The sequence below is a fragment of the Streptomyces sp. NPDC051173 genome (assembly GCF_040689515.1).
In the GTDB taxonomy this organism is placed as follows: domain Bacteria; phylum Actinomycetota; class Actinomycetes; order Streptomycetales; family Streptomycetaceae; genus Streptomyces.
The window spans coordinates 75,166-87,440 of record NZ_JBFBBD010000020.1; the positions used below are offsets into that span (position 1 = coordinate 75,166).

Sequence of the window (12,275 nt, forward strand, 5' to 3'; positions counted from 1 at the left end):
GAATGAGGAGCTGATGGCGTCACCTGACAGGCGGGTGGTCCTGACCGGGCTGGGAGTCCTGTCGAGCATCGGGACCGGAGTCGAGGAGTTCACCGCCGGTCTGCGGTCCGGACGTAGCGGCGCGCGGCCGATCACGGTGTTCGACACCGCTGGCTTCGAGCACTCCACCGGCTGCGGGCTCGGCGAATTCGATGCAGAGGCCTGGATCCAGAACCTCCCCGTCGACTCACTGGGGCCTGCGAGCCGGTTCTCGGTGTCGGCGGCGCGGATGGCTGTCGCGGATGCGGGTCTCGACCTCTGGGCGTTGCGCGAGCGGCCCGGCCTGATCTCCATCGGCACCACCGACGGCGAGTCGCGCGACCTCGACGAGCTGGTGGAGACCGAGCTGACGCACGGCCCCGCGGCCATGGACCCGCGGGTCGCGGGTCGGCTCCGGGCCGCCCGGCTGTCCTCGTCCGTAGCCCTGGAACTCGGCCTTACGGACGTGGAGGCGGTGACCATCCCCACAGCCTGCGCCGCCGGGAACTACGCCATCGGCTACGGCTACGACGCGGTCCGCTCCGGGGATGCCGACTTCGCTCTCTGCGGCGGTGCGGACGCCATGTGCCGCAAGACCTTCGCCGGGTTCTACCGGCTGGGCACCATCGCCCCCGACCGCTGCCGCCCCTTCGATATCGACCGCAAGGGCATCCTCACCGGTGAGGGCGCCGGTGTACTGGTGCTGGAGGGCCTGGAATCGGCGCTCGCCCGCGGGGCCCGGATCTACGCCGAGGTGCTCGGCTACGGCCTCAACTGCGACGCCTACCACCAGGTCGCGCCGGACCGCTCCAGCGTGGCCCGGGTGATGGCGCTCGCGTTGGAGAACGCGGGCGTGAAGCCGCACGAGGTCGACCTCATCTCGGCGCACGGCACCGGCACGAAGGCCAACGACATCACCGAGTCCCAGGCGATCCGGGAGATTTACGGCGACCAGCCGCCGCGAGCCGTGTCAGTCAAGTCGATGCTCGGGCACACCATGGGCGCGGCGAGCGCGCTGGCCGCGATCGCCTGCGCGCTGGCGATCACCCACCGGTTCATCCCGCCGACCATCAACCACAACCGCACCGACCCGGAGTGCCGGATCGACTGCGTGCCCAATCACGCCGTCGAGGCCGACTTGCGGATCGTGCAGAACAACGGTCTCGGCTTCGGGGGCAACAACGCGGTCGCGGTCCTGGGCCGGTACGAGGAGTCCCGTTGAGCGAGCACGCAGGCTGGCCGATCGCCGGAACCGGCGCGGTGGCCGCCATCGGCCGGTCCCCGGCCGAGATCTTCGATTCGCTGTGCACGGGCACGTCCGGCCTGCATCCGATGCGGGGCTTCGAGCGCTCGTACTACACCGGCGACCGGCTGTACGAGATCGACGACCGCGGCGGCGCCAGCGACGTACCGGGCCGGGCCACCGCCTTCCTCCTTGAGGCGATCGCGCAGGCGCTCGCCGAAGCCGGGCTGGACGAGCGGCTGGGAGACATCCCGGTCCTGGTCGGCACCGGGCTGCGGGAGCTGCGCTCGGTCGAGCTGTGGGCCCGCGGCGGTGTCCCGTACTCGGCCCGGGAGTTGCACTTCGGCACCGCGCTGCGGGAGCGCTTCGGTGCGACCATGACCCACACCATCTCGAATGCCTGCTCGGCGTCGCTCTACGCGCTGTCGATGGGCACCGATCTGCTGGCCGCCGGCGCCGAGACCGTGGTCGTGGCCGGCGTCGACGCCATCACCGAGAGCATGGTGGGGATCGCCGACCGGCTGCAGTCGGTGGCACCGGACACCGTGCGCCCCTTCGACCGCAACCGGATGGGCACGATCCTCGGCGAAGGCGCCTCGGCTGTGGTATTACGCCGCACCGAGTACCCGGGCTGCCCGGGCCCCGGCCGGGTGCGCGGCGTCGCCGTCAACTGCGACGCCCACCACACCACCGCCCCCAACGCCGGGAGCATCGCCGCCGCGATCCGCGACGCGCACCGCAGGGCCGACGCCGCGCCGGAGGACATCGGCCTGGTGATGCTGCACGGCACCGGAACCCATGCCAATGACGCCGCCGAAGCCCTGGCTATCCGGGCGGTGTTCGGCCCCGCCCCGGAGAAGGCGCTGATGACGGCGATCAAGTCGATGACCGGCCACACATCCGGAGCCTCCGGCCTGCACAGCCTGATCGTCGCGCTGCGCGCCATGGCGGTCGGGCTGGTCCCGCCGACGCTCGGCCTGGACGAACCGATCGAGGAGGCCGGGGAGTTCCGGATCGTACGGGGCGCTGCCGCACCGGCGGACCTGGCGCTGGCGCAGGTCAACGCCTTCGGCTTCGGCGGGGTCAACGCGGTTGCAGTCGTGGCCGGCCGACGATGAGCGCGGTCGCCACCGGCGTGGGCCTGGCCGTGCCAGGCGCGCCTGCCGTCACGGATCTCACCACGCACACCGCCGAGGGCGCGACGCCGGTCGACCCGGCGGCCCGGATCGGCAAGAAGGGCCTGCGCTATCTGGATCAGGCGACCCGGCTCGCGCTCTGCGCCGCACGGGACGCGCTGAACGCCGCCGGGCTGATGACCGGCGACGCGCGGCTGGCCGTCACCGGCGGCGGCGCCCAGGCCGTGGCCGCCGAGCTGCTGGTGCCCCCTGAGTCAGTCGCGGTCGTCGTCAGCTCGAATTTCGGCAATCTGGACTCGGTGTGCGAGGTCGCCACCGCCGTCGCAGCCGACGGCGGCACCCGACTCCTCAGCCCGGTCTACGCGCCGCGGCTGTCGAGCAACGTCACCGCCTCCGAGGTCGCGATCAGGTTCGGGCTGCGCGGCCCGAACCTGATGGTGTGCAACGGCCCGACCGCCGGTCTCGATGCGGTGCACTGGGCCACGGTGCTGCTGTCGGCCGACCGCGCCCGGCACGTCCTGGTGGTCGGAGTCGAGCCGGCCAATGACGTCGTCCGCCGCCTCACCGGGCACGAGAATCCGCTCGACGGCGCCGCGGCGCTCGTGCTGGAGTCCCCGGCGGCCGCGGCCGAGCGCGACGCTCCGGTGCTCGCCGGGCTGGACGGCTACGTCCGCACCGGCGGGCTGGCCGACTGCCTCTCCGTGCTCGGCGGCGTCCCCCGCGCCTGGCTCGCATCGCGGCACGCACCGGCGGATGTCCTCCCCGGCGTGCCCCGGCACGATCTCGAGGACCGCTGGGGCCCGGCCTCGGGCGCGCTGGGAGTCCTCCAGTGCGTCGCCGCGGTGGGTCACTTCGCCGTCGGCGGCAGAGGCCCGGTGTACGCGGTGGCGGGTACGGATACCGACGACGCCGTCGCTGGGCTCGTCCTCACCGCGCCGGGCGGCGTGGTGGCCGGGAGCGGGGTGGGCTGCGCGTGAACCCGATATCCCTGACAAACGGCATCAGGCCCGTGCTGCTCCGGCAGCGCACGGTCCGCGACGGCGCCGGACCCCGAGTGCTCCTGCTACACGGCATGGCGGACAGCAGCACCATCTGGGAACGGCTGTTCGTTCTCGCGCCGCAGCGCACGGAGCTGCGGCGAGCCGAGATCCACACGGCCGAACTGCCCTGGCGCGGCACCGGACCGCCCGACTGGGCGCACCGCCTCGAGCCCGCCTCGTGGCTCGCCGAGACGCTGGACCAGCTGGCGGACACCGTGGGGCCGGCCGACGTCGCGGTGGCGCACTCTTTCTCCGCCATGCTGCTGCTCGACCTGGCCTGTGGTGCGTCCGCGCACACCGGGCACCGGCTCAAGGGGATGGTACTGGTGTCCCCCTTCTTCCGGCCTCGGCCCGAAGACTTCGACTGGGACACCATGACGAGCCTGCCGGAGCAGTTCGTCCGCACCATAGAGGAGGGCATCCGGGTGGCGGCCGGACCGCGGTCGAAGCCGGAGCTGCACCGCGCCCTGGCGGAGCGACTGTGCGAGACGATCGGCCCCTACGGCTGGTCGCGGTTCTTCGAGCTGTACCTCCGGACGCCGTGGCTGCGTACCAAGGCGGTGCGAACGCCCGTACTGGTCGTATCCGGTGCCGAGGACCGCATCGCGGTGACCGGGGAGGCACAGGACCTGGTCACCCGGATGCCTGCGGCTGCCCTGCACACGATCGAGGAGGCCGGGCACTTCCCGATGGCCGAGCAACCGGCGCGGTTCGCCGATGCACTCGACGGTTTCCTGCGCCTTATCCCCGCCGCCCCCGAAGCGGCCGGGGAACGGCCCCGTTCAACGCTAGTGGAGCAAATCTGATGGCTGACATCGACACCGCGGTCAAGAACGTGGTCACGGAACCCACCACGATCTCCCTCACGTCTGGGTACGAGGGCGCGAACATCGGCACGTACATCGGCTTCAAGCACGTCAACTACCTCGTCGAGAAAGCGGTGATCGAGCACTTCCGGCGGCAGGGGCTGCCGGTCGGCGGGCTCTACGAGAGGTACGGTCTGGGTTTCGACCTCGTTGAGCTGGATGCCCGGCTGCGTGGCGGATTGTTCGTCGATGACGAGGCCGCACTCGAAGTGAAGCCGGTGACGGGCGACGACGACTCCGCATTCCGTTTCAAGGTGGCGATCACCGTGCTCCGCGACGGCGAGCCGAAGAAGATCGTTACCGCCTCGGCGGCGGCCGTGCTGCGCCGGGACGAGGATGACCGGCGGCTGCCGGGCCGGGTGCCGGCCCCCGCTGTACTCGACCGCTTCACCGTGGCCACTCTCGGCACCCCGGAACCCGGTGAGGCCGTCCCGGGCACGGGCGGGGACCTGCCATCCGGCGGCTCGGCCGACCGGGACCCTGTGCTGGACCAGCTCCTGGCTGGCCGCAACGGCTACGGCTGGAAGTTCCGCATCCCGTATCCGTACGTGCACTTCTTCAGTCGGATGCACATGTCGGCGTATCTGCGGCAGATGGAGGAGGCCAAGCACCGCTTCGTCGACGCCCGCGGCATCTCCATTGGAGCGCAGCTCGCTGAGCGCAACTGGATCCCGGCGGTCACCCACTCCCGGATCGAGATACTCGGCGAAGCGCTGCTCGAGGAGGACCTCTACACCGTTTACACGGTCGAGAGCATCTTCAAGAACTTGCTCTACACCGCGCGCATGGACTGCTACGTGGTGCGGGGCGGCCGACTGGTCCAGGTGGCGACGGGTGTGATCACGCACGGCTACGGCGTTGTGGAGAACGGCAACCAGGCACGGGTCGTCGCCTGGGACGACCGGATCGACCGCGCCCTCAAGGGGCTGCCCGGTGAGGGGTCGTGACGGCACCCGTCATCACTGCCTGGTCCGCGGTCTCACCCTTCGGCCTCGGCCGGGAGGCCTTCGCGGCCGGCGTCGCGGCGGGGACGTCCGCGGTGACCCGGCCCGAGGAGTGGCCCGTCCCGCGGCAGCGGGTCGCGCCGGTGCCGGGCTTCGTCACCGAGGAGGTGCTGGGGCGCAAGGGCACCCGATCGATGGACCGGGTCTCGGCCCTGGCCGCAGCCGCGGCCGACGAGTTGCTCGGCGCCGACAGCCGCCACCGCGAAGTCGCAGCTGGTGAGCGGGCGGCGCTCGTGCTCGGCACCACCGCCGGCAGCAGCACAAGCATGATGGACATCACCCGGGACACGCACACCCGCGCGATGCCGTTCCACATCGACACGCCGCGGATCCCCAACGCCATCATGAACAGCTCCGCCGCGCAGTGCGCCATCCGGCACAACCTCAAGGGCCCCAACACGACCGTCGCGGGCGGCAGAGCCGCCGGGCTGTTCGCGCTGCGCTACGCCCTCCGGCTGCTCTCCTCCGGCCACGCGCGCTCGGTGCTCTGCGGTGGCGCGGAGGAACTCACCCAGGACCGTGCCTGGCTGGAATACCTGGTCGGCGATCCGGACCAGCCGACCGCGCTCGGCGAGGGCTGCTCACTGCTGCTGCTGGAACCCGCCGCGCCCCCGGACCGACCGGTGCTCGCCGAAACCCTCGGCGTCACCCTCGGGGTATTCCGCGACGACGAGCGGGACGTCGCGCTGGCGGACTGTCTCTCCCGCGCCCTGGCGCGGGCCGGGGTCTCGGCGGCGGACCTGTGGGTCGTCTCCCCCGCAGTCGGGCAGAGCGAGGCCCTCCTCGCCGGGCACGCCCCGCTGACGCTGCCCGGCGAGGAGGCCTGGGGAGACGCCGGCGCCGCGGCGGCCCCGTTCCAGATCGCGTCCGTGCTGGCCGCAGCCGAGCGGGACCCTGCCGCCCGCGGGCGCGTCGCGGCGGTGCTGTCGGCCGACCGCGACAACGTTCTCGGCTGTGCCCTATTCCGAATCGCGAAGGAACCAGGGGGCACCCATGCCTGAAACCCCGTCACCGGTCGCGCTGGTGAGCGGCGGGTCCCGCGGCATCGGCAGGGCAGTCGTGCGCCGCCTGACCCAGGACGGCTACGACGTCGCATTCTGCTACGTCAGCGGTGAGGAGCCGGCCCGGGATCTTGAGAAGGAGATCACCGAGCTGGGCAGGCGCGCAGTCGCCACCCGGGTGGACGTGACCGACGCCGAGGCCGTACGCGCCTGGGTGCGCAGCACGGAGGACGAACTCGGCCCGATCGACGCCGTGGTGACCTCCGCGGGTGTGACCAGAGACAGCGCGCTGGTGCTGATGGCGGACGAGGACTGGCACACCGTCCTCGATATCAACCTCGACGGCATGTACAACGTCTGCCGCTCCGCGATCTTCGAGATGATGAAGAGCCGGGCCGGGGTGATCGTCAACTTGTCCTCAGTCGCCGGCGTGCAGGGCCACGCCCGGCAGACTAACTACGCGGCCGCCAAGGCCGGGATCATCGGGTTCACACGGTCGCTGGCCAAGGAGGCGGGCCCGTACGGGATCCGCGCGAACGTCGTCGCCCCCGGCTTCATCGACACCGACATGACCGCCGTCCTGCCCGAAGCAGTTGCCAAGGAGGCCGTCGAGGGGACGGCGCTGCGCCGGATGGGCCGGGCCGAGGAGGTAGCGGATCTGGTGTCGTTCCTGGTCTCCCCCCGCGCGGCCTTCATCACCGGAACGGTACTGGAAATCGACGGCGGCATTTCGCTCTGAGCGCCCCGCCAGAAAGGAGGCCACCCGATATGGCCCAGAAACCACCTCGCTGGTACTTCTCGCTGCGCAGCCCGTACTCATGGTTCGCCTATCACGATCTGATGGACCGCTACCCCGACGTGGCGGACGCGATCGAGTGGATCCCGTTCTGGGAACCGGATGGTCAGACCCAGGCGTTGCTGGAGAAGGACGGCGTCCGGCTGCCGATCGTGGAGATGTCCCGCGCGAAGAACTTCTACATCCTTCAGGACACCCGCCGCCTGGCCGAGGCCCGCGGACTCTCCGTCACCTGGCCGGTGGACCGCGACCCGAACTGGGAGATCGCCCACCTCGGCTACCTGGTGGCCGAGGACGCCGGCCTGGGCCGGGAGTACGTGGCGCTGGCCTATCGCGCCCGCTGGCAGCAGAGCCGGGACATCACCGACCGGGCCGTTATCGCCGAGCTCGCCGCCGAACTCGACCTGGACCCCGCCTTGGTCGCCGACGCCCCGGACGATCCGGAGCTGCGACACCGCGGTGCCGAGGTGCTGACCCGCTCCTACAAGGACGGCTTGTTCGGCGTCCCCTTCTTCGTACACGGCCACGACAAATTCTTCGGCGCCGACCGGTTGCGCGCTTACGTCGTGAAGGTCCGGGGCCAGAAGCCGGGTCCGGACGCCGAGCTCACTTGGCTGGACGAAGCGGGCCTGGTGCCGGAGCCGATACCCGCCGGCGGGGATGCCGGCCATGCGGGCGGCTGCGGCTGACGCCGCGACCGCCGCGGAGACGAACAACGGAAAGGATTCCCATGACTGCCGAAGCCACACTCGATTCTGAAGAGCTACGCGAGATGATCGCCGATGTACTGGAGGTGGACGGAGAGTCGATCACACCGCAGATCGACTTCGTTCGCGACCTCGGCATCGATTCTCTCCTGGCCATGGAACTGGCCGTCACCCTGGAGCGCCGCTACCGGGTCAAGATCGAATCGCATGAGATCGGGGACGTACGGACTATGTCCGATATCTCCGCACTGCTCCTCCGGAAGCTACGGAAGCCAGCAGCGTGAAACAGGACCGACCGGCCGAGCAGTATCTGCTCGTCGAAACCCAGTCCGGCGGCACCGCGGAGCGCTTCCTGGCCGACGCCGCCGCGCTCGCCGGCTCCGGTGAGCGGGTGCGCCTGTTCCTCGCCGCGGACGGCGTCGCGCTCGGGATCCGCGGGGCGAACGCCAAGCTGCCGCAGTTCCTCGGCGCCGGTGGGCAGACCTGGGTCGACGACTTCTCCCTCGCTCACCGGGCGCTGCACGCCGCACCTCTGGTGCCCGGGGTGCGGACCACCGGCATCAGCGACCTGGCGGACTGGCTGCTGGAGCCCGGCACCCGGGTGGTGTGGCACTGACCATGGCCGCGACCGTCGAACGCCGCACCTGGGACGTGCTGGTCGTCCTCACCGCACCGCCCCACACGACCGACGCCCTGACCACCGTGTTCCGGCTGGCCCAGGCCGTACTGGAGCGTGAGCACACCATCAGGGTGTGGGCGTGCGGCTACAACACCATGCTGACCCAGGCCTCGCTGGGCGAGACCAAACCCGCCGACCTGCGTGACCCGGCGACACCCGCGCCGACGGCCGGCGCGCTGATCCGGGGCCTGCTGACCGCTTACAAGGGCCGGTTCAGCTGGATTGTCTGCACGGCGTGCAGCGCGGAGCGCGGTGCCCGGGGCCACATCGCCGAGGTGCGGCTGCGCTCCGACGCCCGGCTGGCGGCGACGATCGCCGCAGCCCACAGGACCATCTACATCGGAGGTGCGTAGGTGGCCTACCTGGTCATCATCGACCGCGGATATCGCGGCAGCGCAGAGGCGCAGTTCTTCGACGCGCTCTACGGCGTCGAGATGCTCGGAGACCAGCTCGGCGGCATGGACATAGTGCTGCGCGGGACGAGCGTGACCGCCGCGCTGGCCGGTGCCGCTCCGCCACCTGAAATCCAGGTGGGGCCGACGGTGCTGAACACTCTCGCGGATCCGCGGCGATCCATCGGCGCTCTGGTGGACAAGGGAGCGGCGGTCTACGTCGACGAGCCCGGGCTGGCGGCCTTCGGCCTGGACCGCGCCCCCCTGCTCCCCGGCGTCACCAGGCTGGACACCACTCAACTCACCGCTCACTGGGGGGAATACGCCGGGGTGTGGTTCCTGTGAGCGGGCGGCGGTGCTACGCCCGGCCGCTCGACGGCACCGACCGGATCACGGCCCGCGCCGAGGCGGACGAGCTACTGATCGAGGCGGACAAGGTGGTGCGGTCCACCGATCCCTACCTCGCCGGGCACTTCCCGGCGGTCACCCTCTACCCGGCGATCTTCCTGCTCGACGGCATCCGGCAGGCGGTCGGCGCCGAGCTCCACCGTTCCCCGTCGCTCGCCGCACACCTCGGCCCAGGCGGCCCGGGGGAGGACTGGCTCGAATTGGGGACACTCGACTCCGCGCGAGTACTCAGGCCAATGCTTGAGGGCAACGAACTCCGGCTGCTGATCCGGGTGTCGGCCGGACATCCGGGCGCCCTGCGGGCCGCACTCGACTGCCGCCGCGCCGACGGCGATCAGGTCGCGAAGATGACCGTCGAACTCGTGCGGGGAGGGACCTCATGAACTCCGGGTACGCACAGCTCCTCGCGCTCCTCCCGGTCCGGCATCCGATGGTGCTGGTGGACCGGGTCACCGACTTCGTCCGCGGCTGCACCATCGAGACCACCAAAGCCGTAACCGGCAGCGAGCCGTGCTACCAGGGCATGGCCGACGGCCTCCCGGCCGAGCGGTACGCCTACCCCCGGTCAATGATCCTGGAATCCTTCGGGCAGTCCGCAGCATTGCTCTGGCTCGGCAGCCACGGCCCGGACACCGAAGAGGACAGCCTCCCGATGGTCGGCCGACTGCGGAACTGCGCGTTCACAGGTTCCGTATTCCCCGGCGACGTGATCCGGCACCGCGTATGGGTCGAACGGCTAGTGGAGGACGGCGCGTTCATGACCGGCGAGAGCCGGGTCGGCGATCAGGTGCTCCTCACCGTCGGATCCCTGATCGCCGTAGCACGTCCGACCGCCATGATCACCGGCGAGGCAGCGACATCCGCCGCCGCCCTACCTGCTTCACGCCAGCATTAGAGTGCGGGCCTCGCCGGCCTTACGCTCCATGGCCCGGGCAAACGCCTGCAGCACCCGGGGCATGGTGAACTTGCGCCCGCCGACCTCCGCCACCAGGTGCTCCGACTCCAGCTGCGCGGTCAGCCGGTCGGCCTCGGCGAGGGGTATCCCGGCGAGCACCGCTCCCCTCTCAAGAGTGAAACCTGCCTGATCGACGAGGCCGATCTTCCGGAAGTAGCGCCTCGCATCAAGACCAAGTCTTCGATAGGAGAACTCCAGTTCGGCCTGGATAGAGCTACCGCCGTCACCGTCGAGTGCCAGGGAGAGTAACTGACTGCTATCGCGCATGGTGCGGACGAAGCTCTTGAAACCCTGCCCGGGCCGGTCGGCGAACTTCACCGCGGCCAACCGCAACACGAGCGGCAGATACCCGCACAGTTCGCCCAGTTCCTCCAGCTCGGCTCGCGCGTCCACCAAGTGCGCCTTGTCGATGATGGCGCTCAGCACCGTGCACGCCGCCGCCGAGCTGAGCACATCCAGGACCAGCCGCTGCGCGGCCTCTCTGGCCACCAGCCCGGACATCCTGTTGCGACTGGTGACGATGGTCCGGCAGTGCTCGCCGGTCGCCAGCAGCGGGCGCACCTGCTCGACGTCGCAGGCGTTGTCAAGGACGATGAGCATTCTGCGATTGGCCATCAGCGACCGGTATCGCTCCACCCGCCGCCACGGATCCGCCGGGCAGTCGCCCTCGTGCACACCCAAGCTGCCAAGCAGCACGCCCAGGGCATGCTCGCTGTCCAGCGGCCCGTGCGCGCCCCGCAGATCCACATACAGCTGACCATCCGGAAAGTCCTCGATCAGGCCGTGCGCCCACCGGATCGCGAACGCGGACTTCCCGACGCCGACCGAGCCCGTCACGAGGAAGACACTGCCTCCGGGCTGACTCCGGAACAGATGGTCAGCAACCCTGAACTCGGCACCGCGACCGACCAGAAACGGCACGTCGAGCGGGAGATGCCGGGGCACGCTCCGCTCCCTCGGCGCCTCGGCGACCGGATCGTCCTGGGGGATCTTCCCCTCGACGCCCTCCCTCGACGCTGCCGCATAGAGCGCTCTCCAGTGGGTGAGCCAGCGACCGGTCGCCTCTGCCACCTCCTCCGGCGGCCGCCCGCCGTACACCAGGCAGGCCGTCACAAACGCCGAGACGAATTCCGATCGCGGCAGCTTGTCGCCGCGCAGAATCGTCGAGACCGTGCTCCGCGGTAACGCGTCGACCTCGTCGCCATTCGATGTCTTGGTTTTCCCCCCCAACTGCTGCAGACGCCGCATAGAAGGCTGCCCAACGCTCAGCCGAAGTTCTCGCAGATACTCCACAAATTCCGATGCATTGACAGGTTCCATCGGCGACAATCCCCCAAAATTGCCGAATATTTACCACGGTCTTCGTTCGTGTCGCCCGCTCAGCGCCTGACCGCGGATCCCACTCCCGGCCGGCCCACCGTGCCCCTGCCGAAGTTTCTCGCCGCCAGCCCGAACAGCGCTCCGCCGAGAATGAACCAAGGGTTCCACACCGCGAGCGTCCAGAACTTCTGTGCGGCGCTGATCTCACCGACGGTCAAGGCGCCCGCAATGAGCAGCACCTCGATGAGAACACCCCGGACCAGCAGCAGTACGCAGATCGCCAGCCCGAGCAACCGGAGCATGCGCCACCGGCGCCCGCGCACACCGCGCCGCTGCAGACCCAGCGCGACCACGGAGCCGATCAGGCACAGGCAGCCCACGCCCCAGAGTCCCCCGGCCACGAACCAGGTCGGCCGTTCGGACGCGAGTCGCTCACCGGATGAGACGTCCAGTCCCACTTCCCCGCCGAGGGCCCAGAAGAAATGCAGAAGAGCGAAAATTACCGCCCAACCGGCAGCAAGATACCCATGGCAACGTAACCCGCCTAACCGCAACCCACAACCCCCGTATTGCGATCATCCTGAATTATCCTCGGTTCCGCCGACACTCTCTCATTAGCAACGTGAGACGCAAGCAGAAAAGTTCACAAACGGCTGTGACGTGCACCACGTTTACGCCATTCCGGAGATGATCCGCCCCGTACGACCCGC

16 protein-coding genes are annotated in these 12,275 nt (G+C 70.1%); 14 read left to right on the forward strand and 2 right to left on the reverse strand.

Features of this window, described 5'->3' with window-relative positions; genetic code table 11:
* Nucleotides 1–13: 13 nt before the first annotated feature.
* From AB0435_RS13960 to AB0435_RS14025, 14 genes are read left to right on the forward strand one after another with little or no spacing between them, the layout of a single operon-like run.
* On the forward strand, nt 14–1,240 hold the full coding sequence (locus AB0435_RS13960; RefSeq protein ID WP_366427073.1) for a beta-ketoacyl-[acyl-carrier-protein] synthase family protein: 1,227 nt from the start codon (nt 14–16) through the stop codon (nt 1,238–1,240).
* On the forward strand, nt 1,237–2,379 hold the full coding sequence (locus AB0435_RS13965) for a beta-ketoacyl synthase N-terminal-like domain-containing protein (RefSeq protein ID WP_366427074.1): 1,143 nt from the start codon (nt 1,237–1,239) through the stop codon (nt 2,377–2,379). Before AB0435_RS13960 ends, AB0435_RS13965 begins: the two co-directional genes overlap by 4 nt.
* The gene (locus AB0435_RS13970) at nt 2,376–3,374 is read left to right on the forward strand and encodes a beta-ketoacyl synthase N-terminal-like domain-containing protein (protein ID WP_366427075.1); all 999 of its coding nucleotides are present in this window, start codon (nt 2,376–2,378) and stop codon (nt 3,372–3,374) included. The genes AB0435_RS13965 and AB0435_RS13970 overlap by 4 nt, the downstream gene beginning before the upstream one ends.
* A complete protein-coding gene (locus tag AB0435_RS13975) occupies nt 3,371–4,243 on the forward strand; it encodes an alpha/beta hydrolase (RefSeq protein ID WP_366427076.1) in 873 nt (290 codons plus the stop codon). The genes AB0435_RS13970 and AB0435_RS13975 overlap by 4 nt, the downstream gene beginning before the upstream one ends.
* Nucleotides 4,243–5,250 carry a hypothetical protein gene (locus AB0435_RS13980; protein ID WP_366427077.1) on the forward strand — a complete coding sequence of 336 codons (1,008 nt, stop codon included), beginning with the start codon at nt 4,243–4,245 and terminating at the stop codon, nt 5,248–5,250. Before AB0435_RS13975 ends, AB0435_RS13980 begins: the two co-directional genes overlap by 1 nt.
* Nucleotides 5,247–6,308: a beta-ketoacyl synthase N-terminal-like domain-containing protein gene (locus tag AB0435_RS13985; protein WP_366427078.1), complete on the forward strand. Its 1,062-nt coding sequence runs from the start codon at nt 5,247–5,249 to the stop codon at nt 6,306–6,308. Before AB0435_RS13980 ends, AB0435_RS13985 begins: the two co-directional genes overlap by 4 nt.
* Nucleotides 6,301–7,047: a 3-oxoacyl-[acyl-carrier-protein] reductase gene (gene fabG, locus AB0435_RS13990; RefSeq protein WP_366427079.1), complete on the forward strand. Its 747-nt coding sequence runs from the start codon at nt 6,301–6,303 to the stop codon at nt 7,045–7,047. Before AB0435_RS13985 ends, fabG begins: the two co-directional genes overlap by 8 nt.
* A 29-nt stretch (nt 7,048–7,076) precedes the next feature.
* Nucleotides 7,077–7,793 (forward strand): DsbA family protein, encoded by a 717-nt coding sequence (locus AB0435_RS13995; RefSeq protein WP_366427080.1) that lies wholly within the window; start codon nt 7,077–7,079, stop codon nt 7,791–7,793.
* A 41-nt stretch (nt 7,794–7,834) separates the two neighbouring features.
* The gene (locus AB0435_RS14000; protein WP_366427081.1) at nt 7,835–8,095 is read left to right on the forward strand and encodes an acyl carrier protein; all 261 of its coding nucleotides are present in this window, start codon (nt 7,835–7,837) and stop codon (nt 8,093–8,095) included.
* Complete coding sequence (locus AB0435_RS14005) at nt 8,092–8,427, forward strand: hypothetical protein (protein WP_366427082.1); 336 nt, start codon at nt 8,092–8,094, stop codon at nt 8,425–8,427. Before AB0435_RS14000 ends, AB0435_RS14005 begins: the two co-directional genes overlap by 4 nt.
* Nucleotides 8,418–8,843: a DsrE family protein gene (locus tag AB0435_RS14010; RefSeq protein WP_366427083.1), complete on the forward strand. Its 426-nt coding sequence runs from the start codon at nt 8,418–8,420 to the stop codon at nt 8,841–8,843. The genes AB0435_RS14005 and AB0435_RS14010 overlap by 10 nt, the downstream gene beginning before the upstream one ends.
* Complete coding sequence (locus AB0435_RS14015; protein WP_366427084.1) at nt 8,844–9,227, forward strand: hypothetical protein; 384 nt, start codon at nt 8,844–8,846, stop codon at nt 9,225–9,227.
* Nucleotides 9,224–9,673 (forward strand): hypothetical protein, encoded by a 450-nt coding sequence (locus AB0435_RS14020; protein WP_366427085.1) that lies wholly within the window; start codon nt 9,224–9,226, stop codon nt 9,671–9,673. The genes AB0435_RS14015 and AB0435_RS14020 overlap by 4 nt, the downstream gene beginning before the upstream one ends.
* On the forward strand, nt 9,670–10,185 hold the full coding sequence (locus AB0435_RS14025; RefSeq protein WP_366427086.1) for a beta-hydroxyacyl-ACP dehydratase: 516 nt from the start codon (nt 9,670–9,672) through the stop codon (nt 10,183–10,185). The genes AB0435_RS14020 and AB0435_RS14025 overlap by 4 nt, the downstream gene beginning before the upstream one ends.
* Here AB0435_RS14025 and AB0435_RS14030 read toward each other — a convergent pair.
* A complete protein-coding gene (locus AB0435_RS14030) occupies nt 10,171–11,565 on the reverse strand; it encodes a hypothetical protein (RefSeq protein WP_366427087.1) in 1,395 nt (464 codons plus the stop codon). The two genes, AB0435_RS14025 and AB0435_RS14030, sit on opposite strands and share 15 nt — an antisense overlap.
* Nucleotides 11,566–11,624: 59 nt before the next feature.
* Complete coding sequence (locus AB0435_RS14035; protein ID WP_366427088.1) at nt 11,625–12,119, reverse strand: DUF3995 domain-containing protein; 495 nt, start codon at nt 12,117–12,119, stop codon at nt 11,625–11,627.
* Nucleotides 12,120–12,275 lie beyond the last annotated feature (156 nt).

Excerpts from the sequence above, each read along its gene's own strand:
- AB0435_RS13960 (WP_366427073.1), top strand. The coding sequence starts at position 14 with ATGGCGTCACCTGACAGGCGGGTGGTCCTGACCGGGCTGGGAGTCCTG.
- AB0435_RS13970 (WP_366427075.1), top strand. The coding sequence starts at position 2,376 with ATGAGCGCGGTCGCCACCGGCGTGGGCCTGGCCGTGCCAGGCGCGCCT.
- AB0435_RS13980 (WP_366427077.1), top strand. The coding sequence starts at position 4,243 with ATGGCTGACATCGACACCGCGGTCAAGAACGTGGTCACGGAACCCACC.
- fabG (WP_366427079.1), top strand. The coding sequence starts at position 6,301 with ATGCCTGAAACCCCGTCACCGGTCGCGCTGGTGAGCGGCGGGTCCCGC.
- AB0435_RS13995 (WP_366427080.1), top strand. The coding sequence starts at position 7,077 with ATGGCCCAGAAACCACCTCGCTGGTACTTCTCGCTGCGCAGCCCGTAC.
- AB0435_RS14000 (WP_366427081.1), top strand. The coding sequence starts at position 7,835 with ATGACTGCCGAAGCCACACTCGATTCTGAAGAGCTACGCGAGATGATC.
- AB0435_RS14025 (WP_366427086.1), top strand. The coding sequence starts at position 9,670 with ATGAACTCCGGGTACGCACAGCTCCTCGCGCTCCTCCCGGTCCGGCAT.
- AB0435_RS14030 (WP_366427087.1), bottom strand. The coding sequence starts at position 11,565 with ATGGAACCTGTCAATGCATCGGAATTTGTGGAGTATCTGCGAGAACTT.